The sequence below is a fragment of the Mesorhizobium sp. ES1-4 genome, from assembly GCF_020164745.1.
Lineage (GTDB): Bacteria > Pseudomonadota > Alphaproteobacteria > Rhizobiales > Rhizobiaceae > Mesorhizobium.
Genome location: NZ_JAIUGV010000001.1, coordinates 261675 through 284797, shown reverse-complemented (window position 1 = coordinate 284797; position 23123 = coordinate 261675). Strand labels below are relative to the sequence as shown.

Here is a 23123-nt window from a genome sequence, read left to right as displayed (position 1 = left end):
AAAAGGGCGATCACGCTTCGTTCAGCACGTCATAGATCTTGCGCATTTGCTCGCCGATCATGTCGCATTGCTCCGGCGTCGATTGGCTCATCGCCTTCTCGATCAGCGTCATATGAACTTTCAGCGCCTGCATCAGCAGCGCCTCGCCGCCTTCGGTCAGCGTAAGCCGCAAGATGCGCTTGTCCTTTTCATCGCCTTCGCGCCGCAGCAGGCCACGCGACTCGAGCTGCGGCAAGAGCATGGTGATGTTGGAGCGGCCGACGAGCAGCTTGCGGGCAAGGTCGTGCTGCGACATGCCGGGATGGCGGTAGAGGTTCATCAACACGTCGAGCTGCGCCGGCTTCAGGTCGAGCGGCGCGAGTTTCACCGCCAGCGTGCGCTCCAGCACATGGCAGGCGCGCGCCACCGCGACCCAGTTGCGAAAACGCGGGTTGTCCCAGGGTAGCTCTTGTTTATTGTTCATCTTTGAACTATTATGTTCATGCTTGAACGTATGGATGGATTCCCACTATGGCATCATTCGGACTGAAGGTCATCCGAGGTGTGTTTGGTGCGGCCGAACATGTCGCGCCGCGCATCACCGGGCGCGCGGCTTTCGAATTGTTCTGCCGTACGCCAAGCACAAGGACGCTGACCGAGGGCGAGCGGCGTGCCATCGACCGCGCCGCGGAGTTCATGGCCGGGGCGCGACATCACCGGCTGAAAGCCGCGACCGGCTGCATCATGGTGCATGAATTTCGTCCCGAGCCGGGCCGCGAGCCTGCCGGCACCGTTCTGGTCATTCACGGCTGGCGTTCGCGTACCGAGTACATGCGCGTGCTGATCGAGGGTTTTCGCGCTGCCGGCCATAGGGTCGTCTCGCTCGACCTTCCCGGCCATGGCCATTCGCAGGGTAGGCACCTGAACATGGTCAACGCCGTCGAAGCCGCAAGAGTGGCCGGCGAATGGTTCGGGCCGTTCGTGGCCGCCGTCGGCCATTCCTTCGGAGGCGCCGTTGCCGCCAATGCCATCGCCGGTTCCGTCAAGGACGTCCCGCCCTTGGCGGCCGCGCGTCTTGTGCTGATCGCGGCACCAAGCTCGCTGCCGGCAATCTTCGCTGACTTCAGCCGCATGCTCAATGTCGGTCCCCGCTCGCAAGTCGCCATGGCCGACCGTGTCGAATATCTCTCGGGCCGGCCGCTGCATGAATTCACCGGCGACCGCCAGCTTGCCCAAGCGCCCGTGCCGACACTCGTCATCCACGCCCCTGACGATCGGGAGGTGCCGGCTGAACATGCACGACGCTATGCCGGCGCCGGCGACCACGTGCGGCTGCACTGGGCCGAGGGGCTCGGCCATCGCCGCATTCTTGCCGACAAGGGCGTTGTTGAACGCGCGGTCGGCTTCGTGAGCATGCAGCACGGGCCGTCGCTGCTCCACTGAGCGGCATTCAGGCTATTTCTTCTTTCCCCCGGGTTCTACGGGCAATCCGGCTGTTTTCCAGGCCGTGTAGCCGCCGAGAATGTGCTTGACCGGCGAAAGCCCCATGTCCTGCGCCGTCTTGGTGGCCAGCGCCGAACGCCAGCCGCCGGCACAGAAGAAGACGAAGCTTTTTCCGGAAGCGAAGAAGGGCTTGTGGTAAGGGCTATCGGGATCGATCCAGAACTCCAGCATGCCACGGGTGACATGCTTTGCGCCGGGAATTCCGCCGTCACGTTCGATCTCTCGTGGATCGCGCAGATCGACGAAAATGGTGTCTTCGTCTTCAAGCAGTCCCGCCGCTTCCTCGGGCGAAACCACCTCGATCTCGGCGTTGGCCTCATCCAGCAGTTCGCGATACCCTTTTTTCACGTCGTTCCCCCGGCCGCAGGTTTGCTGGCAAGTCCAATTTCGAGCACAAGGCGCGGGTTTTGTCACGCCTTGACGGTGCCGGCCATGGCCTTCCCGGCGGCCATCGCCCCGGCCACCGTCGCCACCGGGCTGCGCGGGAAGCGCCGTCACGCGCCTGGATCGGCATGCCGTGCTGGATCGTTGCGAAAAAGGTCGCGGCGGCGCGGCAATCAAAGGCGCCCGGGTCCCCGCGGCCGGAACGACTGTCCGGTCGCCCCGGCCGTCACGATGTTGTGAAACCGTTCTGCAACAGACCCGCCGAAATTTATGAAAGCTTAACGAAATCCGTATGAATCGGTATAGTCGCGCCTTACATCCGCCATGCGGTAAGCGGGACGGTCTAGCGTGCGGAACGGGAACCGGTTGCGACCGGAGCGGGTGATCCATGAAATTCCTTGGTAAAAAAGCAACCGTGATGCCGCTGGTGGCGCTTACGGCAACGCTGGCTTTCGGCGCGCCTCAGGCAGGAGCCCAAGGGCTTTTCGACATGCTGTTTGGCGGCGGCATCAGGCACGAGCCGCAGGGCGAGTTTCCGCCTCCGCCGCCAAGGCACAGACCCAAAGCCCCGGCGGGCGGCGGCGACGGTGGCAGCGTGAAGATCAGCGGCCCGTCCTACTACACCTACAAGGCCGACAAGCTCGTGCGGGTCGACTTCTCGAAGCTGTCCGCGGCGCCTCAACCGGCAACGCCGCAGGACGCCGCGTTCGTTCCGTCGGCCACGGGGGCTGCTTTCCACGATGCCATCGCCGGTCTCAGCGACTATGAACTCTTTGCCGAGCCCGACATCGCCAAGGCGCTGATCGCCTACTACTCGGCCAACCCGGATTTCATCTGGGTCAGCGGAACCAGTCCGAACAACCGCGCGCAAGATGCCGTGCGGGTGCTTGGCGAGGCTGCAAGCTACGGCCTCACGCCCGCCGACTACACGGTCGATGTACCAGCGGTCGGTTCGGCCTCGGCAGACGACGCAGCCAAGTTGAAAGAACTTGCCCGTTTCGAGATGGCGTTGTCGGCACGTGTCCTGCGTTACGCCCATGACGCCCAGAGCGGCCGTGTCGAGCCCAACCGCATGACGGGCTACTACGATTTCCCGGCCAAGCCGCTCGACATGGTGGGGATTCTCAAAACACTGGCACGCACACAGGAAGTCCGCACTTATCTCGAATCGCGCCATCCGCAGAACGCCGAGTATCAGGCGTTGCGCGTCGAACTGGAATCGCTGCAGGCCAGCGCCGAGAACGAAATCGTCATTGATCCCAAGCTGCTGCTGAAGCCAGGCGAAACCAGCCCCGAACTGCCCAAGCTCCTCTCGCTGATCGCGCGCAATCTCGATGACGAGATGGGCGGCACCTATGGCGACGTCCTGTCGCGGCTGGCAACCAGCGAGGTCTATGTTCCCGAACTGGTCCCGCTCATCAAGGCTGTGCAGCAAAAGGGGGGCATGAAGGGCGATGGCGTCATTGGACCGCGCACCGTTGCCTCCCTGGCCGGGACATCGAAGGCCGACAGGCTGCTCAAGGTTCAGGTGGCGCTGGAAGAACTGCGCTGGCTGCCTTCCGATCTCGGCAGTCCGCGTGTTTTCATCAATCAGCCGGCCTTCACCGCAAGCTACATCGACGATGGCCAGGAAAAGCTGAAGACGCGCGTCGTCGTCGGCCGGGTCACCAACCAGACGGCATTCTTCTACGATCAGATCAAGCAGGTCGACTTCCATCCCTACTGGGGTGTGCCGCAGTCGATCATCGTCAACGAAATGCTACCCAGGTTGCGCAGCGATCCCGGCTACCTCGACCGCGCCGGCTACGAGGTGACCGATGCGCGCGGCAAGCACATTCCGTCGTCGGCGGTGGACTGGGGCGCTTATGGCGCGAACATTCCCTACAATGTGCGCCAACAGCCGAGCGAGGCCAATGCGCTGGGCGAATTGAAGATCCTGTTCCCCAACAAGCACGCGATCTACATGCACGACACGCCGCAGAAATCATTCTTCAAGCAGGATATGCGCGCGCTTAGCCATGGCTGCGTGCGCCTGCAGGATCCGCGCGGCATGGCGGCGGCAGTGCTGGGCACCTCTGTCGATTACATCGCGGAGAAGCTGAAGCACGGGCACTCGACCGAGGATGTGACGCGCAAGATCCCAGTCTATGTCGCCTATTTCACCGCCTGGCCCGACATGTCCGGCAAGGTCGAGTATTTCAGCGACATCTACGACCGCGACTCACGGCTAAAGCAGGCCCTGGATGCGACCGAGGCGGTGCGCACGCCCTCGAGCTAGTGGTCAATGCTTCGGCCGCGGGCGCCGGCGGCCGCGCCAAAGAACATGGGCATCTCGGAGTTGCGCCGCTCAGGCGCCGCCGCACATATGCTGCGAATCCGGTAGGGTCCAGGAGCCTGTCCCTGGGGCAGTCCCAGGGGATCGAGATCAGGCACATGACGACGGGTTCTCCGACCTTCGAGGCGGCGAGGCAAGAGGCGGATTTCGCGGGAAGCGCGAGGAAACGAGTCGTCCGCGACGGCTTACCTGCGGCCTATTTGGGCTCGGCCGTTACCGGGTCGTAGCTGATCTCGACCTTCGCTTTGTCAGAAGTGTAGTAGGTGACGGTGTAGGCGCCATCTGCCCAATCGACTTCCTTGACATAGCGGAAGCCGTTGCGCTGTTCGACCTTGGCGAGGATTTCAGACAATTTCTTGGCATTGGGCGGCGGCAACGGGTTGTCATCGGCGGCAAAGGCCGAACCGGCACCAAGAAGCAGCGCCACGCCGGCAACGAGAAGCAATCTGGACATGAGGTCCCTCATATTTGACGGGAAGAAACGCCCGACAGCAGCGGTTTGTTCCGATGGAAGCGATTGCCCTCAACCTCTCGTGGGGGGCCGCGTGCATAAGGCGCCTCGATCGCAAGGAAGAGAAGGCCGCCTATTTCTGAGGGGGACGAACTTTTGCCTCCGCCGCCCGGACTTCGCCCGCCGGTGACGAGTGCCCTTCGGGGTCGTCATAGAGGTCGTTTACCGATTCGTCCTGTTGAGCCTTGGCCCGCCGCGAAAGCCTCCTCTGGTTCGCCAGAGCATAGATGATTACCGCTGCGAGGATGACAGGCCCGATAATGGTCAGCGCCCAAATGGTGTCCGTTCTATTCACGAGAGTTCTCCTTCGCAGGCAAACACCACAGGGCTGGAAATGTTCCCGTGTCGCCGGCGAAGCCGCCCAGCATGCGGCTCAAACGACCGCCAGCGCCACGCTTCTGCTTTCGAGCGAAGAGAACGCGCCCGTCAGCGCCATCAGCCGAAAACGGCAAAAGCCCTCGTGTACCGCGCAAGATCGGATGGCATCAGCCGGGGACAGCCGGGAAAAGGTGATAATCGCCGGGAAGGGCCGCCAGAAGCCCGGAAAACAACGGGTTTGACGGAAAACGGCGGGGCCGGAAAGCCCAGAAAGCCAGAAACCGGCCGCGCAACTTCATTTGGCACCAAAACGGGCCGCCGGCGCCGCGCGCGCAACTTCGGATGGCACCAAAAAGGGGCCGCAAAGCCGCAGGAAACAAGGATTTCCGGCAAAATCGGCGGCGCGGCATGGTCGGAAATGACTTCCGACCATCGAATGTAGGAAAATCAACCACTTAGCAAATCGTGGTCGGAAGTCGTCAAACAGCCATGCCCTGGCGCTCACAGAGCGTGCGAACAACCCAATTCTGGTCAGCTGTGCCGCCCATGCCGGACACAGCAAAGACACGCTGGCCCGAGGTGTTCGTGGCCAGGACGCCAACGAATGGCGTCTGCCCGATGTAGGCGCCATAACTGTTCTTCCCGTTCACCGTACCGCAGACGCCGACCACCCCCTTGTCCGACATCGACGAGACGATCGGGCCGAACATCGCGCTGTACGGATCCTTGAGTGACTCGGCGGTGAACCGCTTTACCACCTCGATATCGCCCGCCAGCAAGTTATAGGGCCGGTATGTGTTTGGCGCAGCCGCCGGAGGCGCCGGCGGCTGGAACCCACTATACCCGGCCGGCGTCTGCGATGGTGCCACACAGCCAGCGAGGAAGAATGCAGCCCAGCCAAGCAACGAGCCCCGATAGCGTCCCATAGGTTTCCCCCTCCTAACTATTTTGGGAATCTACCGGCTGCCGCCGCCCTTGTCGACAATGGTGAGCGCCTCGGTGAGCAGCCGGACGGCGCGTCGGCGGTCTTCGTCGCCATCGCCGAACGAGCGCTCCAGCCTGGCGAGGATCTCGGCGTTCATCGAGCGCCCGCTCTCGGCGGCGGCGAGCTTGACGAGCTTGCGCAGCTGGGCCGGCAAGCGCACACGCACATCCTTGAGGTCGATCGGAGCCATGCGCCTGCTTATGGCCGAAAAACCCGGCGTCGAAAATGGCCGCACATCAGCGGCAAATGCCGCTCAGGTGCGGATTTCCACAGTCTTTTCGGCCGCAGGAAAGACGTGATTGGACAATCCTGGCAACCCCAGAAATGTTCATAGGTGCTGGGGGGTGGAACAACCAATTAAAACAATAATAAAAACGGGTTTACAGGGGGATTCATGGCGGTGGCGGCAGCAGAACTACGGGTCTCGCGCAGCAGCGCGGACCATGAAGACGATCAACCCGCAGTCAACCGGCGCGCCTTGCTTGCCGGCATGGTCGCGGCAGCAGCGATCGGCACGAATGGGGCGACGACCAGGCCGCTGCAGAGCAGCCTACCGGAGAGGATCTCCGCCCTGGCGACCGAGCTGGCGGCACTCATGCAGGAAATGCACGGCGGTGCCTGGCACACGGCCGTGGATCACGATGTCCAAATCGTTATGATCGCGCCTGGCCTCTGAGCGCATCGCGCAGGGCGAATAGAGCCCTGCGCTTTACCGGCTCATCCGCCTTCAGCACATCGGCAAAGACCTGGTAGAGATCCGCATTGAGATCGGCGCCGTGAGGCTTTGCCCCGTGCTGGGGCGCGGCACTACTACCCATTGTGGGCGTCGCGCCAATTCCTGATTCGGCAGCCAACTCGGCGATAAGCCGCTTGGCAGGACCGCTCGGCTGGCGGCTTCCTTCCATCCACCGTGATATCGACGGCTGTGTGGTGGCCAGCCGCTCGGCCAGCTCGGCCTGCGTAAAGCCATGGTCCACCAACTGCTTAAGGAGCGCGCTCGACTGCATCGTCATGGCCAGATTATGCCATACGACATGACGGAGGCATAATTCCAATGGCATAAACCGCTTGCGTTTCGACATACCATTGGTATGCTCTGTGGCATGACCACACCATTTTTGCAGCTTCGGCTGTCCATCTTCCACGCCACTCAGACCGAGATGGCTGCCATCGCCGGCGTGAACCAAAGCCAGGTGTCGCGCTGGGAGCGCGGCGTCAGGCGGCCAAGCCTAAGAGAGATGGAGCGCATTCGCGCCGAAGCCCTCCGCCGCGATCTCCCTTGGGATGACCGCTGGTTCTTCGAGGTACCCGAGCAGGCCGCATGACCCAGGCAGGCTCGAAATACCTTCCGGTTTCGGACCGGATCGGCGAGCGGCTGCAGCTGCTTGACCATGACATCACCCTATTCGCCGCAGCAGAAGGGCCATGTCGAGCGCGTCATCAAGACCTTCCAGCACGATCTCGGGCCGCTGCTGCCGGGCTTCGTCGGCCATTCGGTCGCCGACCGCAAGGCGATCGAGGACCGCAAGTCGTTCGCCCAGCGGCTGGGCGAGAGCGAGGCCGAAACGTTCGGCGTGTCGCTGACCGGGCTCGACCTGCAGAAGCGGATCGACGACTGGGCCGCCACGATCTACCAGCACAAGCCGCATGAGGGCCTGCAGGGCGTCACGCCGTTCAACGCCGCGCTGGCGTCGGACAGGCCGGTGCGCAAGGTCGACGCACGCGCCCTCGACCTGTTGCTGATGCCGGTCGCCGGCCAGGACGGCCAGCGCACCGTCACCAAGCTCGGCATCCGCGTCGACGGCTACCACTACCTGGCGGCGACCATCATGGTCGGCACCGCCGTCTTCGTGCGCATGGATCCGAACGACGCCGGCCGCGCCTACGCCTTCGCCCATGACGGGGCGGAGTTCCTGGAAGAGGTCGTGTGCCCGGAACTGTCGGGCAAGCTCGCCGACGAGCTGGGCTTCGAAGCCGCCGAGAAGCTGTCGCGCCGCTTCGGCCCCGACTACATCAGCGTGCCGCTGGTGCGCGAGCTGCGCGCCCGCCACTATCGGTCCTCGGGCATGTCGAACGCGGATATTGCGCGCAAGCTCGGATTGTCGGAAAGTGCCGTCAACCGCCTCTTCCAACGGATGGCCAACGTCCCCGTCAAGGGCAGCGGCGACCCGCGACAGCTGAAGCTCTTCGGCTGAAGTGCCCGATGGCGACGCCAATGGCGACCATGGTCGCCATGCCATCCCGGCCCCCCGATGCGATGATCATGCCTGGCCGGCCGGAGATTTCCTCCGGCCGATTTTCACAGGCGGGATCACCTCATGCTGCGCTTCTTCCGCAACATCCTGGATCGTGCGACGCCCAGCCTCGTTCCTGACGCGCGCCGGGTGATCGCGCTGTCCCTCAGCTTCTGGATGCAGGTGGCGGGGCTCGCTTTGCTCATCCTGCCGGAGGCCTGGTACCGGCTGACCGACCAGGACTACGACCCGAACATCGCCTGGTGGCTTGCCGTGCTGCTGCTGCTGTTCGGCCTTGGCGGCCGCGTCTTCCAGCAGGGCGTCTCGCTGTGGAAGGAATGGCTGCGCATCGTCGCCGTCGCCGCCATCGCCTTCGTCCTGGCGGTCATGCTCGCCGCCCCGTCTCATGCTGCCGTGCCGGCGGGGCCGGCGGCAACCGAGGCCGAGACGCTGCAGATCGCGGTTCCCTTCATCGCCAAGGAAGAGGGCATGCGGAACTGGGCATACCTTGATGCTGTCGGCGTGCCAACGATCTGCATTGGCTCAACGCGGGGCGTGAAGCTCGGCATGTATAAGACGGACGCCGAATGCCTTGCCCTGTTCAAGATAGAGGTGGCAGAGCATCGGAACGGCTTGCACCGGTATTTCACCCCTGCAACGATTGCAGTTCGACTGCCGCCGACGCGCGACGCGGCCTACACCTCGTTAGCCTTTAATGTCGGCCCTGCCGGCGCGGGGAAGAGCACGGCAACCCGCCGCCTCAACGCCGGTGATATCGCCGGCGGCTGCCAGGCGCTGACCTGGTTCGACAAGGCCGGCCACCGCAGGCTGCGCGGCCTGTTCGAGCGGCGCCAGCGCGAAAAGGCGCTGTGCATGCAGGATTTGCACTGATGAGCGCGCTGCTGGCCCACTGGGACGCTTTCCGGCCCTACGGCCTGGCTGCCTGCGGCGGCGCGCTGATCGGCCTGCTGGCCTTCAGCCTGGCGCGGGGGTGAGGATGAACACCCTGCAGCTCGCCATCGGCGCGATCGTGGCGATCATCATCGCCGGGCTTGTCGCCACGGCCGCCATCTACCGGGGCAACGCCATTGCGGCAGAAGCCGAGACGAAGCAGGCCAGGGCCGACCTCGCCACGGCCTCGGCCGTCAACGACGCCAACCAGGCGACGATCGGCCGGATGAAAGCCCAGGCCGAGCACGACGCCCAATTGACCGCCGAGCTTGCCGTGCAGGTCGCCGCCTCGAACCAGGCCCTCATCGACAACAACGCGGCGGTCGCCGCCCTGAAAGAAGCCAATGCGGACGTTCGCAACTTCCTTGCTCAGCCTGTCCCTCCTGACCTGCGGCGGCTGTATGTCAAGCCCAAAGCCGCAGGTGCTCGTTAAGGTGGTGACAGTGAAGGAGCATAAACGAAGCGCTGCTGACCAAGACGCTGGACGCGTTCGGCCACAACCGCTCGCGCGAGTGGGTCCGCACCCAGCTGCGCAAGCTGGCCGAGCTGGGCGCGGTCAGGATCACCGAGGTCGGCACCATCATGGTGGCGGCCATCACCCGTAGCGGCGTCGACCATGTCGAGCGCCGCGCCATCATCGAAGGCGTGGCGCGCCCTTCGCCGGAGGCCTGACATGGCACGCAAAGGCCGGGGGCAGCTGTCGGCGATCGAGCGCCTGCCGGACGAGTGCGGCCCGATCATCACCTGGGCGGCCACCGCCCTGCAGGACCGCGAGCGCACGCAAACCGAGATCTACCAGGAGTTCTTCCTGAAAATGCAGGCGCTGCAGGCCGAGCACAAGGGCGAGCTGGAATTCGCCATCCCGTCGTTTTCGGCGTTCAACCGCTACTCGATCAAGCTGGCGATGATGACCAGGAGGCTGGAAGACACCCGCGAGATCGCCGCCACCATCTCGAAACGCTTCGACGCGCAAAGCTCCGACGACCTCACGCTGATTGCGGCCGAGGCGATCAAGACGCTGGTCTTCGAGTTGCTGACCGATGCCGGCGAGAGCGGGCTGGCGCCGATCGGCGCCATGCAGCTCGCCACCGCGCTCAAGATGGCGGCCCAGGCGCAGAGCGTCTCCAGCGATCGCCGCACCAAGGTGGCGAAGGAATTCAAGGCCGATGTCGAGAAGGCCGTCGACACCGTCGCCAAGGCCAAGGGCATGTCGGCCGACACCGCCGAGGCGATCAAGGCTCAGATCCTCGGGGTGAAGGCATGAGCTTGCTGGGGATCTCGGTCGGGCTTGCCCAGCGCCGCGCCCAGATGTCTGGGGTGGGCGGTGGTGGTGGAGGCGCAGATAGCGTCACCTTCAACGGCATGGCCGTCACCTTCGAGGCTGACGACGTGACCTACTCGCCGGACCTTTGGCTCTTCAACGGACAGCGCGTCACCTATCAGGGTGACGGCGTAACCCTTAACGGAGAATGACGATGGCTTTCGAAGTCGTGGGAATGAGCGCGGAAAATCAGGCGGCATGGCAAACGGCGCTCGGGGTATCGAGAAACGTTGATGTGAACATCACCAGCGCTGACATCTTGGCGCTCGATAGCGTCGTCAAGGAGCTTGTGGCCGCACCGGGGGCTGGTAAAGTTTGTCGTATTGACTCTATTGTCGTTAAATATTCATTCGGCACGATAGAGTACACTGGAGGTGGACATATCTATTTCCAGTACGGCGCTTCCGGAGTCACTTACCTGCGAATCTCTTCCTCCGGTTCCCCTTTGCTTGGTAGCAACGATCAATTTCTGATCGCGGGTCCATTTGGAGCGGTTTTCACGGTCTTCGAAAACCAGTCCATCGTCATGAAGGCCAGCGCTGCGTTTCTCGATGGCGACGGCACTGCCAAAGTGTCTATAGCCTACACGGTCATCGATCTCTCCTGACGGCCCGAGCGACTGAGGTGCGATCTTGCGCTCCATCCTGAAAAAAGGAACCCGACATGCCCTATGATGCCGCCAAGGACCCCTACGCCACCGTCCACCCCGACACTCTGCTTGCCAACGGCGCCAAGGCGGTTGTCGTTGATCCGTCCGACACCGTCGATCTCGCGGCCTATGCCCGCGCCATCGTGCTGCTGACGGACGGCGACGTCTCGTATTTGCCGCCGAACAATGCCGATGGCGACACGGTCGACTTCACCGGCCTGCCGGCGGGCTGGGTGTCGCCGCACCGCGTGCGGCGCGTCATGGCCACCGGCACTACGGCGACCGTCGCCACCGTCGAAGGTTGACGGTCCATGAGCGGCCCGATCTCGAAAGAGGCATGGGAGCGCGTTCGCCGCGAGAGCATGGCGAACCTCGACCATGTCATCGAGAGCGTCGGGCTGCCCAAGGTCCTGCTCGGATATGCGAGCGTCACCCGCGAGAGCATCCGCTCGGTCGACGAGGTGCTGAAAGACCACGAAGCCAATATCAAGGACCTGAAACAGGCCTGGGCGGGCGACGCGACGGCCGGCATCAAGGCCTACGAGAACGAAGGCACCACGGCTCTCTCGGTCCGATCGGTGGAGACCCAGCTGGAACTGCGCCTGTCCCTGGCGCAGGCCGCGCAGGAAGCCGCCAAGGCGATGATCGCCAATGACAACGGGCTGGCCGGTGGCTCGCAGTTCGGCGTGATCGCCAAATCGCAGTTCTCCGAGTTCGGAAAGGAGATCGACTACCTTCGGGGCACGATCGCCAAGGGCGCGCCGGACGTGCTCGGCTTCCGCAAGATGGTTGAGGAGCGCTGGAAGCTTGACCCGACCAACGAGGAGCTGACCAAACAGGCGGCAGCGCTGGACAAGCTGACCGACGCCGCAGCACGGGCGGCCCTGGCACTTCCAGGCGCCCAGGCAGCCGTCAACGCCCTTGTCGTGAAGGGTGGCCGCCCCGACTTCGGCGAAGGCGCTGCCATGCAGGCGGACCTGATAAAGAACGCTGAGACGGCTTACCAGCTGAAGCGCGATCAGGAGGTGGCTCTCGGCCGCATCGGTGCGCGATCGCCGCAGGAGCTGGCCGACGCTGCGCGAGCGGCCGAGCGGGCGAAGCCGATCACCGGCGAGAGCTTTGCGGTTCGCCAACTGCGCGAGGAAAGTGCTGCGGCCTTGGCAGCGGCCCAGGCACAGCATCAGCTGGACGAAGCCCAGCAGCAACGCGCTCGCTCGCTTCAGCAGACGGTTGCCGCAGCAAAGGTGAACGTCGACCTGGTTGGGCAGACGACCGCTGCCACTGAAGGACTTCGGCTTGAAAGCCAGTTGCTGGCCCAGGTCCAGGAAGAGGCGGCACGCAACCACGTTGCCGTCGACCAGGCCGAGATCCAGAGCATTCACCAGAAGGCGATCGAGTATGGCAAGCTGGTCGCCCTGCAGCAGGCCCGCGCGGCCATCGTCAGCCAGCAGGACGATCTTGAAGTGCAGCGTGCGGAACTCGGCCTCGTTGGCCAGAGTAAACTCGCACATGACCGCATCATCGCTGCTCTGAAAACCGAGCAGCAGATCCGCAAGCTCGGCATCGATGTCTATGGCCAGGAGGCCGAGGCCATGCGGGCCAACACGGCCGCCGCCTCGGCGCTGGCCGACGCGACCGCTCGTGCCACCCTGCAGAAGCAGCTGCAGTTCGATCGCGACCAGATGTTCCGTTCGCCCACGGAGCAGACCGTCGCCTCGACGATGCAGGGCGCCGGGCTCGACTACGACCCGAACTCGGCGATCGCCCAGCAGATCCGCTACAACGAGCAGCTCAAGCAGACCAAGGCCGCCTGGGAGGACATCTTCTCCACGGTCAATGACGGCATCGACGGCATCAGCGATGCGCTGTTCAGCGGCGGTTCGATCACCGATGCGCTGAAGAAAGCCGGGCAGCAGCTCGCCAAAACCGTCTTCGACATGTCGGTGACCAACCCGCTGAAGAACTGGCTGACCGGCGGCAACTTCAACACCATCGCCGACCTCGGAATTTTCGGGAATGGCGCCACCAGCGGCAAGGGTGGCGGCTTCGGCGGCGTGCTCGGCCAGATGCTGGGCGCGGACAAGGCCGTGGCGTCGATGCAGGTGCAGGCGGCGTCCGTGTTCATCAACGGGTCGCCGTTGGGCGTTCCTGGGCTTGGTTCGATAGGCAATCTGATCAACCCCAATGGCTCGCCCATCACAGGGCCTAATACTGCCGAAAGTTCCGCCAAGCTGCTGGCGGGTCTAGGATCGCCACTCGGGGCCGGCGTTGACAAAGCCGTCACGGGCTCATTGAGCAGCGTGATGGGCAGAGCGCCGTTCTCCGAGATGCTTTCGTTTGCCCGTGCCGCGGCCATTTCGCGGAACATTGATCCGAATATCGCACTGCGGGTCATGCGAGCGGAAGGGCTCAATCCAGGTGTCTGGCAGTCGAACGTCATCAACTCGGCTGGCCTGCGCGAAACGTCATACGGCCCTATGCAGCTTCTCAAGGGCGGTGGCCTAGGTGACGCATTCCAACGCCAAACTGGGCTGAACGTCGGTGATCCTGCCACATGGCGCCAGAACATCGAATTCGGTTTGAACCATGCGGCCACGAGCGGCTGGGGTTCGTGGTATGGAGCGCGGGCTGCAGGCGTAGGCAATTGGGAGGGCCTTGGCGGTGCCTCACCAGTTGCACTCAGCAAGTTCAACGAAGCGGTAGGCCAGGCGACACAGAATGTCGGCCAGCTCGGCGGCGCGTCGACCGGCGCGCTCTCCAACCTGGTGTCCTCGACCGGCCAGGCCGCCGGCGGGCTCAATGCCCTCGGCAGCGGTGCCGGCAAGCTCGGCAGCATGCTGAGCCAGTTCCCCGCCGCGCCCTCCGGCGGCGGCGGTGGCGGCGGATGGCTGGGCAATCTGTTCGGCAGCCTGTTCGGTGGTGGTGCGAGCGTCTCGTCGATGAACGCCATCTCGCCGATGGCGACGGCCGATATCCTGTCCGGCTCATGGGGCCTGTTCGCCAAGGGCGCGGCCTTCCGGAGCGGCAACGTGGTGCCCTTCGCGCGTGGCGACGTGTTCTCGACGCCGACCTATTTCCCGATGTCGGGCGGCAAGGCCGGCGTCATGGGCGAGGACGGCGAGGAAGCCATCATGCCGTTGCGGCGCGGCCCTGACGGCCGGCTCGGCGTCGTCAACCACCAGCCGCTGCGCGCGCCCAGGGCCGCCGCCAACGGCAACGGCTCCGGCGGCGGCTCGGGCGGCCTGACGCGCGACCACATCGAGGGCATCGTCAACTCGATCGCGGACAAGCTGAAGCTCAACGCCAACATCATCAACCTGAACGACGGCAGCGACATCAAGAGGTACCTGATGTCCGAGGACGGCCACGCCACCGTCGCCGTCGTCAACAGGCGCAACGGAACGGGGGGCTAGCGCTCGATGTCATTCCTGAATTCCCTCGTCCTCGATAGCGGCCTCGCCATCCTCGTCGCCAACGCCAACAAGCTGCATATCTGCTCGGCCGAGCCGGCCGACTACGCCGGCACGCTGGCCGTGTCGCTCGGCACCAAGAACACGCCGACGATCAGCGCCATCGCCGCGCGCTCGCCTTCGGGCCGCAAGGTCACGGTGTCGGCGATCACCAACGGGGTGATCAGCGCCAACGGCGACGCTTCGCATTGGGCGCTTGTCGACACGGTCAATTCCCGGCTGCTCGCCGCCGAGGCGCTCGATGCGGTGCTGGCCGTCAACAATGGCGACACCTTCACGCTGCCGGCGTTCGACATCGGCATTCCAGGCCCGGCCTGATCCATGGCCACCGTCGCGCTCTCGACCGGCAATCTCGATGCGGGCACGCCCGATCTGCCTTCGCTGGCGCTCGGGCTGATCCATCATCTGTCGACCGGCAATCTCGACGCCGGCGCGCCGGATCTCGCTTCGCCCGCAATGGTGCTGCTCCACGAACCGTGGCCGTTCCGGCCGCTGATCGGCGCCAGCGACACGCTGGAAGAGCTGTCGGAGGTGATGCAGTCCTACACCGAGGAGCAGCGCCTGGCGCTGCGCAGGGCGCCGCGCCAGAACCCGCGCTACACGGTGAAGCTCGACCCGGCGCAGTTCAGCCGCGCCAAGGACTTTGCCCGCCGCCGGGCCGGGACGATGATCTCGGTTCCGATCTGGTGGGAAGGCATCCGCCTTGCCGGCAACGTCTCGGCGGCCGACACCGAGATCGCGATCGACACCACCGCCGGCGACTGGCGCGAAGGCGGCCGGCTGATCGTCTGGCAGGACGAAGACAATTACGCGCTGGCGCTGATCACCGCCGTTGCCGACGACAGCGTGACGCTGCTGGCGCCGATCGGCGCCGACTTCACCGCGCCGACCGTCGTGCCGGTGCGGGTCGCCCGGCCGGTGGAAGGCTTCACCATCAGCCGGGGCAAGCTGGTCAACCAGATCACCGCGCGTTTCCAGGTCGAGGACAATATCAGGCTGGAAGGCGATTCCGGCTATCCGCAATACCTGTCGCTCGACGTGCTGACCGAGCCGACAGCTCGCGTCTCCGACATCTCCGAGACCATCGTCCAGGCCGGCGAGTATGAGGACAACGGCTTCGGTCCCGTCGTGCTCGAGCGCCAGCGCAACTATGTCGATTTCGGCCAGAGCATCGCCTTCCTCGAGGAGGGCGCGGCGGCCATCTGGCGGCGCCGCAACTGGGTGCATGCCCGCAACGGCAAGCAGAAGGCCTTCTGGCTGCCGAGCTTCAATTCAGACCTCAAGCTGCTGGCGCCGATCGGCTCGGCCGACACGGTGGTGACGGTCAAGCGCGTTGGGTTGCTCGCGGGCTATCTCGACCGCCACGTGATGATCGAGCTCAAGGACGGCACGCGCTACTTCCGGCAGATCACGGCGGCCGCCCAGGTCGGCGCCAATGACCAGGTCACCCTAAACGCCGCCCTCGGTGCTGCCGTCACAGCAACGCAGATCCTGTGGTTCTGCTACCTCAGCAAGGTGCGCCTGGACGCCGACGCCGTGACCTTCAACTTCCCGGCCTCGGGTCGCAACGGGCCGCTGGTCTCCACGCTTTCGGTTCCCGTCATGGAGGTGCCGGCATGAGTTACGACACCCCTGAAAGCTCGGTCGACGACGGCGAGCCGTATTTTCTCTATCTGTTCAACAATGGCGTGACCAAGCACCGCTTCACGTCCGACGCCGACGCCTTTATGGCCGATCCCGAGGAAACCGGGACGCCGCAGAAATGGTACCCGTCGTCGATCTCCCACACCGAGATCGAGCAGACCGGCAACATCGAGAAGAACGCGGTCGACATCACCTTCCCGCTGTCGGACCCGTACGCTCGGACCTTGCAGAAGCCGGGCAGCGAAGTCGTCACGGCGACGATCTGGCGCGGACACCACACCGATCCCGATGGCGAGCTGGAGGTGTTCTGGAAAGGCCGCGTCGTCGACACGGCGGATCAGAAGCTCAACATCAAGGTCACGGTCGAGCACGCCTCGACATCGATGCGCCGGACCGGCTGCGCGGCCCAGTATATGCGCCCCTGCCGGCACGCGCTTTATTTTCCCGGCTGCAACCTCAATGTCGATGACTGGAAGATCCCGGCCACCGTCTCGGCGGTGACCGGCGGACTGCTGCTGACCATCGCCGAGGCCGCCGCTGAAACCGACCAATGGTATAAAGCCGGCGTCGTCATCTATGATGGCCTCTATGGCTGGGTCGGCGACCAGATCGGCGACCAGGTCACGCTGATTGCCAGCGGCATCGAGGGACTGGCCGAAAGGATCGCGGCAGATGGATCGGCGGCGGTCTTCATCGCGCCAGGCTGCGACCTGTCGAGCGGCCCGACCGGCTGCGACAAGTTCGACAACACCATCGAATACGGCGGCTTCGAATTCATGGCCGACGTCAACCCGTTCTCGCAGAGCATCACCTGATGTTCTGGAACATCATCCTCGCTGTCCTATCCTTCGCGGCGCAGCTCATCTTTGCGCCCAAGCCGCAGAACGCGAAGCCGAAATCGCTTGAGGACTTCCAGGCCCCGACCGGCGAGGAAGGCCGCTCCATTCCGGTGTTCTTCGGCACCAATGACGACCAGAGCCCGAACTCGACCTGGCACGGCGACCTGAAGAAGGACGCGATCAAGGGGGCTCGACGCTACGGCTTTTTCGGCCCCCGGCAGGTGCTTGGTTACAAATATCGGCTCGGAATGCAGCTGAGCGTCTGTCATGGCGTGCCCGACTATGTGCTGCGCGTGACGGTCGGCGACAAGCTGGCATGGAAGGGCAAATCGGCCGGCGGCCGCATCACCATCAACAAATCAAAACTATTCGGCGGCGACCAGAGCGAGGGCGGCATCCAGGGCGACGTCGACATCTGCATGGGCGCGCCCGACCAGCCGCGCAACGACTACCTCCAGGCAAAGCTCAGCGAGAAGATTTCCGCTTTCCGCGGCGTCTTCACCGTCGTGCTGCGGCAGGTCTACCTCGGCACCTCCAACTACATCAAGCCGTGGGAGCTCCGGGTCCAGCGCATCATGAAGCGCTCGGACGGCAGCGCCCAGTGGTACCCCGAGAAAGCGGCCATCCCCGCGGCAGTCGCCGACGCGTCCGAAAAAGGAAGAAGCTTCGACGCAGGCGCCAGCTCCTCGTTCAGAGGGTTCGACACCAACGGCAATTGGGGCGTCATAGGCCTCGGCACGACCGTCCACATATGGGACGTGACGGATGGCAGCCATCGGACCGTCACCTACACGGCCGACCTCACATTGGGCGGGCACGTCTATGTGACGAGCGATGACGAGCTGGTCGTCCGCGCGAGCGGCTCCACGACAAGTCTGGTCTTCTACGGACTGGACAACCTGTCGATCAGGCAGACGATCGACCTGACGCCCTATTGGCCGCTGGATACCGCCCAGTTCAATTCCGGCTTTGCGGCCAGCGAGGTCACGGTTGGCGACACGAAATATCTATTCTTCCAGGTCGCGCCCTACATCGCCGGGTTTCGCGGCCCCTACCTCATGCTGGAAAAGGCCTCCGAAGCCGGAAACTGGTCGGTCCACGACTACGCACATTCCGACAATGCGACGATCGCCGGCTACACGTCGCTCTCGGTCGGCAGGCAATACGCCTATTTGTGCTCGGGCACGAACGCGATCGGCCTGGTCGACTGGACCGCTGGCTTCGCCGAAACGCTCGTCACGCCTCCCGGCATCGGCTCAAGGACGGTTTACACCGCTACCTACCTGCCGGCGACCGACCAGGTCTTCGTCGTCTACAATGACGGACTTCTCGCGGTCTATAACGCCGACCTTACATCGCTCATTCGCAGCGCCACCCCCGTCAGCAGCTCCTTCCTGAACAGCGATGTGGCCGGCATCACCAACCGAATGCTGAGCGGGTCGACGGCAATCCTCGTGAACCGGGACGGCAGGATAAACAAGGTCTATCTGGTCGACCTGACGACCCTGAGCCTGTTGAGCACGATCGACATCTACCCGACGTCCGATTACGTCAACAAGGACCTGGTCAACAACTGCGCGGCGTTCAACGAGGTCAATGGCGGGCTGTTCGTCGCGCCGCAGCCGGGGCAGCTGGCTTCCTTCTGGCCGATCTTCGCCGAAGCGTACGACATGAACCCGGCCCACATCATCCGGGAGTGCCTGACCGACCCGGTTTGGGGCCTGGGCTGGCACGACGACGACATCGACGACGCCAGCTTCACCTATTCGGCCGACACCTTCTACAGCGAGGGAATGGGGCTCAGCCTCAAATGGTACCGGGAAGAAGAGATCGGGGAGTTCGTCTCGACGACGGTGCTGCCTTGCATCGACGCCTACCTTTACGGCTCGCGCAAGACCGGCAAGTTCGTTCTGAAGCCCGTCCGGGACGACTACGACATCGACCTGATCCCGATCCTGACCGAAGACGACGTCATCGAGTTCACCGAGATCAAGCGCCGGCAGCCCTCCGAGGCGATCAGCTCGGTGGTGGTCAAGTACAACAACCGCGAAAAGCGCAAGGTCGGCGCCCATCGCGTGACCAACACCGCCCAGGCCATGCAGGCCACGAAGGTGCAGCCGCCGGCGACGCGCGACTATCCGGGCATCAACGTACCGGCGCTGGCCATTCGCGTTGCGCAGAGGGATGTCATCGCGCTCGGCTCGGGCCTGATCTCCGGGCGCATCGTCGCCAATCGCAAGGCTTCGGTGCTCAACCCCGGCGACCCGTTCAGGATGGTCTCGGCGCGCCACCGGCTTTCAGGCGAGGTCATGCGCGTCGCCAACCAGCGGTTTGGCGACGGGCGCTCGAACAAGATCGGCCTCGGCATCCTGCAGGACGTGTTCAAGCTACCCGCCGCACCCCTGGTCGACGACGGCACCTCGGGCGGCGGCTGGGTGCCTCCGTCAACTGCTCCGCTGCCGGTCGCGCCCAGGATGGTCGCGGAAATGCCCTACCGCGAGCTGCGCCAGATGATGGGCGCCGCCGACCTTGCCGCCACGCTTGGCAGCAATCCCGATGCCGGCGTGCTCCAGATCGCCGGCGCCTCGCCGACGCCGGACGCCGCCAACGCGCTGATCGAGGTGGACGCCGGCTCAGGCTATGCCGAAACGGGCACGCCGCTCGACTTCGCGCCTGGCGCCTTCCTCGCCGGCGCCACGGCGATCGATGCCACCGCGATCACCGTGACCGGCGCGATCGATCTCGACGTCGCCGAGCTGGGCACGCTGGCCATCATCATCGGTTCGACGCCGCGGACCAGCGAGATCGTCCGCGTCGACGCCATCGTTGGCAACACGCTCACCATTGCCAGGGGTTTTCTCGACACGGTGCCCCAAGAACATGCTGAGGGCGCGTCCGTCGTGTTCTTCGACGACATCTCCAACACCGATTTCGAGATCTACACGGCGGGAGACACCGTCTCGGTCAAGCTTCTGACCGTGACGGGCGTGGACACGCTCGACCCGTCGGCGGCGCCCGCTGACACCGTCGAATTCGACAGCCGCGCCATCCGGCCCCTGCGGCCTGCGAACGTCCAGGTCGAGGGCATTGGTTACGGGCCCCTGGAAGTGCCAGAGCTGACGGATTTCGCCGTGACCTGGGCGAACCGCGACAGGCTGGCGGAACTCTCGCCGGTGCCCGGCTGGACAGACGCCGACGTAGCCGCCGAGGCGGGAGCGACGACGATCATCGAGGTTCTCGACCCGACCGGCACCAGCGTCGTCACCACCCACGCCGGCCTGTCGGGCACGACCTATTCCGTCCCCCTTGCTTCGTTGGGCGGCAATGGCTCCGGCTTCATCCAGGTCGGCGCCGAACGGGACGGCTACCGCGAGTGGCAGGCGCACCGGATCGAAGTGGTGGTCGGCTACGGCTTGGTGCTGGACGGCGAGCCGATCACGCTCGACGGCGAAACCCTCTTTCTAGGAGCCTAGAATGGCTGTTGAACTCACCGCCCCGGACACCAAAGGCCCGCGTCTTGAATGGGCGCTTTGGCCGTTGACCGACAAGATCGTGCTGTCGCGCACAACCGCGCTGCCGGGATCACCAGCGAATGGCGATATCTATATCGTGCCGCATGCCGCTGGCTCAAATCCCGATCAGATCGCGCTTCGGTTCGAAGGCGCCTGGATCTATCTCGTCCCGACCGAGGGCTGGACCGCCTATATCCTCGACAGCAGCGAGAACGTGCAGTTCGATGGTTCCGTCTGGGTGTCACTGTCAGCCGGTTCCGGGCTTCAAGCGAACGTCAGCGCCAATCTTACGGCCGGCTTTACCGCGTCGGGCTATTCCGCCGGCACCAAGTCGTCCGGCACCTTCACGCCTGATCCCGCCAACGGCAATTTCCAATATGCGACCAACGGCGGCGCTCACACGCTGGCACCGCCATCGACCGGCGGCGGCGATGCCGTCTCCCTGGTGCTCGATTATACCAATAACGGCTCGGCCGGCGCGATCACGACCTCGGGCTTCACCAAGGTGACCGGCGACGCCTTCGACGCGACCAACGGTAACGAATTTCGATGCTACATCACGGTCGGAAACGCCGGGTCGCATCTCAACGTGGTGGCGATGCAATGACGTTCCCATTCCCTGTCCCGAGCCCATCATCGGCGGGTGCAGCGGGTGCTGTTGGCCCCGCGACCTCCTATTTCAACGCAGGCGGTCGCGGCGATCGAACTTCGTCGATCACCACCACCCTGGTGTCCGGCTCGCTCCTCGTTGGTTCGATCGGGAACCTGGTAAATGGCGGGGTGGGCGCCAACTCTACCGACTCCTGCGCCTTCAACAGCGGGCAGACCAACACGGTCCTCAAATTCGATTTTGGCACGGCCAAGATCATCGACGGTTTCCGCTGGTTCCAGAATCAAAGCACCAGCCAGGGAACCTATGCGTTTGAAGGCTCTAATGACGACAGCTCGTACACGCAGATCGGTGGTTCGGTTGTGTTGGGTGCGTCATCGGCACTCACCGATTTCTCGGGGTCGAACACGACAGCCTATCGATACTATCGCCTGCGCCAAACCGCGGGCACGACCAGCAATACCCCATGGCTGGAGGAAATCGAGTTCCGTATCGCGGCAGCGGGCGACCCAGCGCGTGACGCCCGAGAGTATGGTGACCGCACCGCGCTCATCACACCGACGACCACGGTGACACTGACAGGCGGCGCCATAGACAGTCTTGTCGATGGCGCGCTTGGTGCGAGCGGAACAGATGCCGTTATCTTCAGCAACGGCCAGACGACCAAGGAAATCAAGTTCGACTTTGGTTCTGGTGTCACAAAGATCCTGACCGGTCTGCATTGGATCCAGGACGCCACCGGCTCACACGGGACCTGGGTTTTCGAAGGTTCGAACGATGACAGCAGCTATACCGGCCTTGGCAGCAGTTTCACGCTAGGCGGCGCGCTGGTGACGGAAGTCACATGGTCGAATTCGACAGCCTATAGATACTACAAGCTGCGGCAGACTTCAGGCTCGACCACCACCAGCATTTATAACGTCGAAGCCGAGTTCAGGATCACTTGAAGCGGCCCCGAGCTTGCAAGGGCCGAGGGGCGATTAAAGGTTTTCGCGCAACATGCCACAAGCCTTCGCGGCGGCCCGGAACGCTCTCCTGGCCACCTCTGGCGTCGCGCGACCCTCTCCGGCGTCGATGCACGCCTGGACGGCTTCGCGCCAGGCAGCACCCTTCTTCTCCCAGGTGAGCAGTTCCTCGGCCGCCGCCTCAACACTGCTCACCTGGCGCGTGATGCCGGCCTGGTTGGTCTTTACCGGTATTGAAGGTGAGAACCAGTGCATCGCGCGTCCCCAAAGATCGCCTTACCGGATTGTGCGGCGGGACTGGCATCCGTCAAGGGCGAACCTATATCGGTCCGATGGCGAAGGGCTGGACCATTCAGGGCTTGATCGACGGCACCATGAAGGTGACGGCCTACTGCCACAACCCGAGATGCCATCACCATCAGTTGCTCGATCTGGAGGCGCTGAAGCGCAAGCTCGGACCCGACGCGCCGGCCATGGAGTGGGACCTGCGAGCCAGGCTGCGCTGCAGGAAGTGCGGGAACGACGATGCCAGGCTGTTCGGTCTCATCTACGCGCCCGACTACGACAAGGCGCCAAGGATGCCTCTGTCGAGCCCGTACGTCGGTGCCAAGAGAGGGCGTTGAAGGGCCGTTTAAAGGTCAATCAACCGGCGCTTTTTGGTGCCAAGTGAAGTTGCGCGGAGGTGCCAAATGATTTTGCGCGCTACACCTCGAGACCGAATGGTGTTGTAAAATCGGAAAGGAAAATGGTGGGCGATGCAGGGATTGAACCTGCGACCCCACCCGTGTGAAGGGTGTGCTCTCCCGCTGAGCTAATCGCCCGCTCGTTGCCCGAAGGCCAAGCGAGCCGCGATATAAGGGAGGCCGGCCCGTTAAGTCAAGGCAGTGTCTGGTGTTCTCGCACAGGTCCGATT

27 protein-coding genes and 1 tRNA gene are annotated in these 23123 nt (G+C 64.0%); 19 read left to right on the top strand and 9 right to left on the bottom strand.

Translation table 11 applies throughout. The features are described from left to right. Window positions 1-10 precede the first annotated feature (10 nt). Window positions 11-463 (bottom strand): MarR family winged helix-turn-helix transcriptional regulator, encoded by a 453-nt coding sequence (locus LB556_RS01475; protein WP_224562368.1) that lies wholly within the window; start codon window positions 461-463, stop codon window positions 11-13. Between the two features lie 47 nt (window positions 464-510). Between LB556_RS01475 and LB556_RS01470 the strand changes: the two genes are divergently transcribed. Beyond that, complete coding sequence (locus tag LB556_RS01470; protein WP_224562366.1) at window positions 511-1422, top strand: alpha/beta hydrolase; 912 nt, start codon at window positions 511-513, stop codon at window positions 1420-1422. A gap of 12 nt (window positions 1423-1434) precedes the next feature. On the opposite strand, the gene LB556_RS01465 is transcribed toward LB556_RS01470, so the two are convergent. Next, a complete protein-coding gene (locus LB556_RS01465; RefSeq protein ID WP_224562364.1) occupies window positions 1435-1830 on the bottom strand; it encodes a rhodanese-like domain-containing protein in 396 nt (131 codons plus the stop codon). Between the two features lie 424 nt (window positions 1831-2254). On the opposite strand from LB556_RS01465, the gene LB556_RS01455 reads away from it, so the two are divergent. Continuing rightward, on the top strand, window positions 2255-4144 hold the full coding sequence (locus tag LB556_RS01455) for a murein L,D-transpeptidase (RefSeq protein ID WP_224562362.1): 1890 nt from the start codon (window positions 2255-2257) through the stop codon (window positions 4142-4144). A gap of 253 nt (window positions 4145-4397) precedes the next feature. Here LB556_RS01455 and LB556_RS01450 read toward each other — a convergent pair whose 3' ends face one another. The 4 genes from LB556_RS01450 to LB556_RS01435 all read right to left on the bottom strand — a co-directional run bounded on the left by LB556_RS01450 (window position 4398) and on the right by LB556_RS01435 (window position 6205). Beyond that, complete coding sequence (locus LB556_RS01450; protein ID WP_224562360.1) at window positions 4398-4655, bottom strand: PepSY domain-containing protein; 258 nt, start codon at window positions 4653-4655, stop codon at window positions 4398-4400. A gap of 130 nt (window positions 4656-4785) precedes the next feature. Further along, window positions 4786-5007, bottom strand: coding sequence for a hypothetical protein (locus LB556_RS01445; protein WP_224562359.1), 222 nt, complete (start codon window positions 5005-5007; stop codon window positions 4786-4788). A gap of 502 nt (window positions 5008-5509) precedes the next feature. Further along, on the bottom strand, window positions 5510-5956 hold the full coding sequence (locus LB556_RS01440; protein ID WP_224562358.1) for a hypothetical protein: 447 nt from the start codon (window positions 5954-5956) through the stop codon (window positions 5510-5512). Window positions 5957-5986: 30 nt separating this feature from the next. Next, window positions 5987-6205 carry an Arc family DNA-binding protein gene (locus tag LB556_RS01435; RefSeq protein ID WP_224562357.1) on the bottom strand — a complete coding sequence of 73 codons (219 nt, stop codon included), beginning with the start codon at window positions 6203-6205 and terminating at the stop codon, window positions 5987-5989. A 204-nt stretch (window positions 6206-6409) separates the two neighbouring features. Between LB556_RS01435 and LB556_RS01430 the strand changes: the two genes are divergently transcribed. Beyond that, complete coding sequence (locus LB556_RS01430; RefSeq protein ID WP_224562356.1) at window positions 6410-6691, top strand: hypothetical protein; 282 nt, start codon at window positions 6410-6412, stop codon at window positions 6689-6691. Here the strand turns inward: LB556_RS01430 and LB556_RS01425 are convergent. After that, complete coding sequence (locus LB556_RS01425) at window positions 6669-7097, bottom strand: helix-turn-helix domain-containing protein (protein WP_224562355.1); 429 nt, start codon at window positions 7095-7097, stop codon at window positions 6669-6671. The two genes, LB556_RS01430 and LB556_RS01425, sit on opposite strands and share 23 nt — an antisense overlap. Window positions 7098-7118: 21 nt before the next feature. On the opposite strand from LB556_RS01425, the gene LB556_RS01420 reads away from it, so the two are divergent. From LB556_RS01420 to LB556_RS01345, 15 genes are all read left to right on the top strand, one after another. Then, a complete protein-coding gene (locus tag LB556_RS01420; protein WP_224562354.1) occupies window positions 7119-7340 on the top strand; it encodes a helix-turn-helix domain-containing protein in 222 nt (73 codons plus the stop codon). Between the two features lie 66 nt (window positions 7341-7406). Further along, window positions 7407-8210 (top strand): Mu transposase C-terminal domain-containing protein, encoded by an 804-nt coding sequence (locus LB556_RS01415; RefSeq protein WP_224563823.1) that lies wholly within the window; start codon window positions 7407-7409, stop codon window positions 8208-8210. Window positions 8211-8333: 123 nt separating this feature from the next. Further along, entirely contained in the window at window positions 8334-9140 is an 807-nt protein-coding gene (locus LB556_RS01410) for a lysozyme (RefSeq protein WP_224562352.1), read from the top strand. A gap of 106 nt (window positions 9141-9246) precedes the next feature. Further along, window positions 9247-9633: a hypothetical protein gene (locus tag LB556_RS01405; protein ID WP_224562350.1), complete on the top strand. Its 387-nt coding sequence runs from the start codon at window positions 9247-9249 to the stop codon at window positions 9631-9633. A 240-nt stretch (window positions 9634-9873) separates the two neighbouring features. Continuing rightward, the gene (locus LB556_RS01395) at window positions 9874-10464 is read left to right on the top strand and encodes a DUF3486 family protein (RefSeq protein WP_224562348.1); all 591 of its coding nucleotides are present in this window, start codon (window positions 9874-9876) and stop codon (window positions 10462-10464) included. Continuing rightward, on the top strand, window positions 10461-10673 hold the full coding sequence (locus tag LB556_RS01390) for a hypothetical protein (protein WP_224562347.1): 213 nt from the start codon (window positions 10461-10463) through the stop codon (window positions 10671-10673). Before LB556_RS01395 ends, LB556_RS01390 begins: the two co-directional genes overlap by 4 nt. Window positions 10674-10675: 2 nt before the next feature. Continuing rightward, window positions 10676-11128: a hypothetical protein gene (locus tag LB556_RS01385; RefSeq protein ID WP_224562345.1), complete on the top strand. Its 453-nt coding sequence runs from the start codon at window positions 10676-10678 to the stop codon at window positions 11126-11128. A gap of 56 nt (window positions 11129-11184) precedes the next feature. After that, complete coding sequence (locus LB556_RS01380; protein ID WP_224562343.1) at window positions 11185-11475, top strand: hypothetical protein; 291 nt, start codon at window positions 11185-11187, stop codon at window positions 11473-11475. Between the two features lie 6 nt (window positions 11476-11481). Further along, on the top strand, window positions 11482-14583 hold the full coding sequence (locus tag LB556_RS31970) for a hypothetical protein (protein ID WP_411908554.1): 3102 nt from the start codon (window positions 11482-11484) through the stop codon (window positions 14581-14583). Window positions 14584-14589: 6 nt separating this feature from the next. Then, window positions 14590-14958: a hypothetical protein gene (locus LB556_RS01370; protein WP_224562341.1), complete on the top strand. Its 369-nt coding sequence runs from the start codon at window positions 14590-14592 to the stop codon at window positions 14956-14958. 3 nt (window positions 14959-14961) lie between these two features. Continuing rightward, window positions 14962-16260 carry a hypothetical protein gene (locus LB556_RS01365; RefSeq protein ID WP_224562340.1) on the top strand — a complete coding sequence of 433 codons (1299 nt, stop codon included), beginning with the start codon at window positions 14962-14964 and terminating at the stop codon, window positions 16258-16260. Beyond that, the gene (locus LB556_RS01360) at window positions 16257-17099 is read left to right on the top strand and encodes a hypothetical protein (protein WP_224562339.1); all 843 of its coding nucleotides are present in this window, start codon (window positions 16257-16259) and stop codon (window positions 17097-17099) included. The genes LB556_RS01365 and LB556_RS01360 overlap by 4 nt, the downstream gene beginning before the upstream one ends. Beyond that, window positions 17099-20596 (top strand): phage tail protein, encoded by a 3498-nt coding sequence (locus tag LB556_RS01355; RefSeq protein WP_224562338.1) that lies wholly within the window; start codon window positions 17099-17101, stop codon window positions 20594-20596. The genes LB556_RS01360 and LB556_RS01355 overlap by 1 nt, the downstream gene beginning before the upstream one ends. 1 nt (window position 20597) lies before the next feature. Continuing rightward, window positions 20598-21242: a DUF2793 domain-containing protein gene (locus LB556_RS01350; protein WP_224562337.1), complete on the top strand. Its 645-nt coding sequence runs from the start codon at window positions 20598-20600 to the stop codon at window positions 21240-21242. Continuing rightward, window positions 21239-22192, top strand: coding sequence for a hypothetical protein (locus tag LB556_RS01345; protein WP_224562336.1), 954 nt, complete (start codon window positions 21239-21241; stop codon window positions 22190-22192). The genes LB556_RS01350 and LB556_RS01345 overlap by 4 nt, the downstream gene beginning before the upstream one ends. A gap of 33 nt (window positions 22193-22225) precedes the next feature. Here the strand turns inward: LB556_RS01345 and LB556_RS01340 are convergent, their stop codons facing one another. After that, window positions 22226-22465 carry a DUF982 domain-containing protein gene (locus LB556_RS01340; RefSeq protein ID WP_224562335.1) on the bottom strand — a complete coding sequence of 80 codons (240 nt, stop codon included), beginning with the start codon at window positions 22463-22465 and terminating at the stop codon, window positions 22226-22228. Window positions 22466-22542: 77 nt separating this feature from the next. Between LB556_RS01340 and LB556_RS01335 the strand changes: the two genes are divergently transcribed. Then, window positions 22543-22833 (top strand): hypothetical protein, encoded by a 291-nt coding sequence (locus tag LB556_RS01335; RefSeq protein WP_224562334.1) that lies wholly within the window; start codon window positions 22543-22545, stop codon window positions 22831-22833. Between the two features lie 123 nt (window positions 22834-22956). Here LB556_RS01335 and LB556_RS01330 read toward each other — a convergent pair. Next, window positions 22957-23031 (bottom strand) — tRNA-Val (locus tag LB556_RS01330). Window positions 23032-23123 lie beyond the last annotated feature (92 nt).